The 4,299-nt window shown below is 55.5% G+C and carries 4 protein-coding genes and 2 pseudogenes; 2 read left to right on the top strand and 4 right to left on the bottom strand.

The features are described 5' to 3' along the window. The 3 genes from CO660_RS32060 to CO660_RS34620 form a co-directional block, all read right to left on the bottom strand. The coding region (locus CO660_RS32060; protein ID WP_210421957.1) for a transposase at nt 1–404 on the bottom strand (404 nt) is incomplete at its 3' end. Between the two features lie 30 nt (nt 405–434). Further along, nucleotides 435–662 (bottom strand): hypothetical protein, encoded by a 228-nt coding sequence (locus tag CO660_RS34615; protein ID WP_210282867.1) that lies wholly within the window; start codon nt 660–662, stop codon nt 435–437. Continuing rightward, on the bottom strand, nt 559–822 hold the full coding sequence (locus CO660_RS34620) for a transposase (protein WP_097601850.1): 264 nt from the start codon (nt 820–822) through the stop codon (nt 559–561). Before CO660_RS34620 ends, CO660_RS34615 begins: the two co-directional genes overlap by 104 nt. A gap of 84 nt (nt 823–906) precedes the next feature. Between CO660_RS34620 and CO660_RS32070 the strand changes: the two are divergent. Beyond that, nucleotides 907–1,429, top strand: a pseudogene (locus CO660_RS32070) (integrase core domain-containing protein); the annotation flags it as partial. A 231-nt stretch (nt 1,430–1,660) separates the two neighbouring features. Next, a complete protein-coding gene (locus CO660_RS32075) occupies nt 1,661–3,661 on the top strand; it encodes an acyltransferase family protein (RefSeq protein WP_097601852.1) in 2,001 nt (666 codons plus the stop codon). Between the two features lie 494 nt (nt 3,662–4,155). On the opposite strand, the pseudogene CO660_RS32080 reads toward CO660_RS32075, so the two are convergent. Next, nucleotides 4,156–4,299, bottom strand: a pseudogene (locus tag CO660_RS32080) (UDP-glucuronate 5-epimerase); the annotation flags it as partial.

Genomic DNA, 4,299 nt, shown 5'->3' on the forward strand with positions numbered 1-4,299 from the left:
TCTGCAAACGCCGAAACACCAAAGTAGTTTGTAGAGCTGGAAAAGCTCCTGCGCATAATCCCAAGCTTCGCATAATTGAGGCCGAGCGCGATCGGCCGGATCGCCCGCTCGGCGGCGTTGTTGTCGATCTCGATGGTGCCGTCGTCGAGGAAGCAGCAAAACGACGCCCAGCGGGTAATCGCATAGCGGATCGCCTCCGCCGTGCTGCTCGAGCGCGGCAGTTCCGTAAGCATCTTGTCCCACCATCGCCGGAGCGCCTCGATCTTCGGTTTGGCCTGGCGCTGGCGGATGGTCTTGCGCCTGTCCGGCGGCGCTCCGCGGATGGCATTCTCGATGTCGTAGAGTTCGCCGATACGGACAAGCGTTTCCTCGGCGATCGGGTGCGTTCCGGGGCTGGTGGTCAGATCGAAGAACTTGCGGCGGACATGCGCCCATCAGGCCGCCTCCTGGATGGCGGCAGGTTTGTCTGGTTTGGTTGGCTCGTAGAGCTCGCGGAACCCGGCATAGCCATCGGCATGCAAGATGCCCGAGAAGTCTGCGCGGTGGGCTTTCGGATGCTCACCCTTGACCAGCCCGATCTGGCGAGGAGGATCGTTGTCCGTCACGAGCATCACGACGCCAGCCAAATAGCTGCAAGGGATGTATGCCGATGCGATGCGCAATGGCCGAGACGCTTGCGCCGGGCTCCATTGCCTCAGCCACAGCCCGCGCTTTAAAATCATCTGACCAGCGGCGCCGAAATTGCCGGGGGGCGCCCTCAAGTCGTTCCGGAACAGCCTCGATCATATGGAAGTTTCTAGTTCCAGAGCTAGGCGCAGACATAGAAGCTCACAGTTTGTGAATCGTCTGTCCGAAATACAGCGACCAACGCTACCGACGCCAGATGGGGTCAGCTTGTCGCTTACGAAGCTCGGCCGGTTTCATGAGGTCGGCCACCGCATCACCGGCGATCGCACTCGGCAGAGTTCGCGCAGAGGCAAGAGTTGGGGCGCCGGTTGGGAATGCGTTCATGTGGCTATCGACGATGCCTCTCGCATCGCTTTCTCACAGATATTGCCGGACGAGACGAAGAAAGCGCCGTGGCCCTTGTTGAAGGTGGCATTGGCCTATTATGCCAGCCTCGGGATCGCGGTCGAGCGCGTCATGACCGACAATGGTCCCTGCTACACATCAAAGCCATTCGTCGAAGCTTGTGGCGACAATGGCCTCAAGCACGTCCGCACCAGACCATAAACGCCTAACCAACGGAAAGGCCGAACGCTTCATCCAGACCGCCCTCAGAGAGTGGGCCTACGCCGGCACTGCGCGCCGGCGAACTGCCAGGATGGCTTCATCGCTATAATCAGTACAGGCCTCACGGAAGTCTAAACTCAAATCCACCAATCCCTAGGTTCTTACCCAGGACAACCTGTTGAGGCTCCACAGCTAGCCAACACGAATCGATGAACGTCTCACCTGCTTCGTTTATGGTGGCTTCCATGCCGTCCACCTGGGCAAATGCGCCTGCGTACAACGACGAGCGCCCGCATAAGTGCACTCGATTCATAAGTGGCCTCCAGATTGCTTGAGAGTTTGCGCTGAAGACGCGGTCTGGCGTCAAAAAAGACGATTGATCTTGTGCGGGTTTTGTACGATCAGCTTCTAGCCGAAGGGACTGCGCATGGATGATCTTTCGACTGCTCATTATACAAAGACAAAGACGTTGTCAGTGGGCGAACCAGGTTATCGTCCGGACATTGACGGCCTTAGAGCAGTCGCGATCACTTCTGTGGTCGTTTTCCACGCCTTCCCCAATGTTGCGCCCGGCGGCTTTGTCGGCGTGGACATCTTTTTCGTGATTTCAGGATATTTGATCTCGAAAATCATACTGAAGCAGACGGCGAATGGCTCTTTCAGCTTTCTCGAATTTTACGGAAGGCGGATCCGTCGCATTTTTCCAGCACTGATTGTCGTTCTACTTGCCACGCTGGCAGCAGGGAATACCCTCCTGCTGAAGCCCGAGATCGATCAGCTGACCAAGCATATTGTCGCGTCGACTTTTTTCGCGCAAAACTTTCTATTGCTTACGGAGACGGGATATTTCGATCGAGCATCCGACATGAAGCCGCTGCTTCACTTATGGTCTCTTTCGGTAGAGGAACAGTTTTACATTTTTCTCCCAATTCTGATCGTGTCCGTCAACGCAGTGCGGCTCCGGGTAGGTATCCCTGTATTCATGTTGGCGTTCGCCATTGCATCATACCGTTGGGGTCATCAGATATTGAAGTCGAGCCCTGAAGAGGCATTTTATCTGCCATATCTCCGCGCCTGGGAGTTGCTCGCGGGCGCCGTCTTAACGGCGACCGAAGGCAGGATAACGCGGATGCTTTCTCTTCACCGCGGGCTGCCGCACATCCTCGCACTGATCGGGTTCGGCATGATTTCGTACGTCATCTACGCGCTGAACAGCACAAGTCAATTTCCCGGCCGGGCTGCATTCTGGCCTGTTTTTGGGACCGTCTGTGTTATCGCGGCCGGAGCAGAGAACATCGTCAATAAACAGCTTTTGTCGAGCCGACCGTTCGTGTGGGCCGGCTTGATTAGCTATCCCTTGTATCTGTGGCACTGGCCGATCCTCTCGTATCTTAGGATAGTTGTCGGCAACACTCCGCCCTCTACCAGCAGACTCGTGGCAGTTGCTATCAGCATCGGCCTTGCTTACGCGACGTATCAAGCCGTCGAACGACCACTGCAGAAGGTGGTTTTCAAGCGCTACCCTTCGGCCAGTTCATGCACGCTGGCAATCAGCCTCTGCTGCCTTGCTGCCGCAGCGGCTATTGTGAATGCTGGATTGCTAGACCGCTATCGACCTCCATCGCTCATCAACAATACAGGGAATTTCACTTTCGATGGTCGATTTGAAACCGCTATCTGCCGGAAGACGTACCCCGACATCAAATCTCGTTTTTGCAACCTTGCCGAAGAGCGCCCCCCGACTGTGGCTTTGATCGGTGACTCCCATGCCATGTCGTTCTACGATGGGTTGGCACCTCTCGTGTCGGCCCACAATGGCAACCTTCTGAACATCGGCGGCTTCTCCTGCATGCCAGTGTTTGATGCACCGATGCATAGCCACGGCTATCCATTTCGCACGACCGAATGCATCGGCGCAATCAATGCTGCTTTGGCCGAAGTCGTGGGGAACCCACACATCTCGACGGTCGTGCTGGCGGGCAGGCGCTTCGTTAACACCCTTTCAGATGACGAGCGTGCTGCCGTCGAGAAAGCATTCCGCGTGACATTCGATCGCCTGAGGTTGGCCAACAAAAGGATCATTTACATTCTTGATTTTCCGGAACTGCCACTCGATCCGCACGCGTGCGTAAGGTCATTGCCCTGGGTCACCCCCGACTGCCTAGTAGATGCCTCACAACCGCTCGCTCTGCGCAAGGCACAGGTGGATTTCATCGCCAAGCTCGCCAGAAACTACCCCGATGTTAAAGTATTGGATCCTTTTGAGGTGCTCTGCCGCAATGGCACTTGTCCCGTGATAGTTGCCGATAAAAGCCTTTACATCGATGACAGTCATCTATCGCGCGATGGTTCGGCCTTTGTGGCGCCCTTTCTGGCTGATAGCATTTTTCATTCTGGTCAGAATGCTGCGACCTTCCCAGCACAATAACTTCCCGTAGCTCCGCCAGAAAAGATGCGGTCGTAGGCTGCTCGCGTTCGCCCACCTTGCACCGCTAGTTTCAATACCTGTACTGCCGGGTACTGTCCTGCCACGCGACGAACCGTTGCGCAGGCCGCACGAGCGTCTTGCCGAGAACACTATGCTTTTGAGCCAACATTATTCACGAGGAGGATTACCTTGCATCGGCGGAAAACGGCCGGTTTTCGGTCGCTTATCTCCGGCCAGACTGACGACGTATGTCGCCCATGGTGCTGGCGATTACAATTGCCAAGACAAATGACGCCAGAATGAACGCGGCGATAATCTTGCAGGCCACCTAGATTAGATGTCTCGCTTATGAGTCATTTTCTTAGATACAGGTTGGTATTGGAATTGCCAGTTATGAAATGCAGTCATTGGGTTCCAGTTATCACGCAAGAATGCCAAGCTTTTAGACGCAGCGATGCACCGAAGCTGTATACGAATGATTTTTCGGATGCTACTTAAATTCTGTTAAGTTCTTGATGAACCTCCAAGAACCATTCGACGAAGGCTTTGACGCCGACATCGAGCGTTGTGCCCGGCTTGTAGCCCGTCAGCGCGACGAGCAGATCAGGGGCGGCGAAGGTGCGCGGCACGTCGCCCTT

Origin of the sequence: Rhizobium sp. L9 (assembly GCF_002531885.1) — a bacterium.
Classification (GTDB): domain Bacteria; phylum Pseudomonadota; class Alphaproteobacteria; order Rhizobiales; family Rhizobiaceae; genus Rhizobium.

What these genes read in the sequence shown, in the direction of transcription:
- CO660_RS34620 (WP_097601850.1), bottom strand. Translation starts at nt 822, where the DNA reads ATGTCTGCGCCTAGCTCTGGAACTAGAAACTTCCATATGATCGAGGCT.
- CO660_RS32075 (WP_097601852.1), top strand. Translation starts at nt 1,661, where the DNA reads ATGGATGATCTTTCGACTGCTCATTATACAAAGACAAAGACGTTGTCA.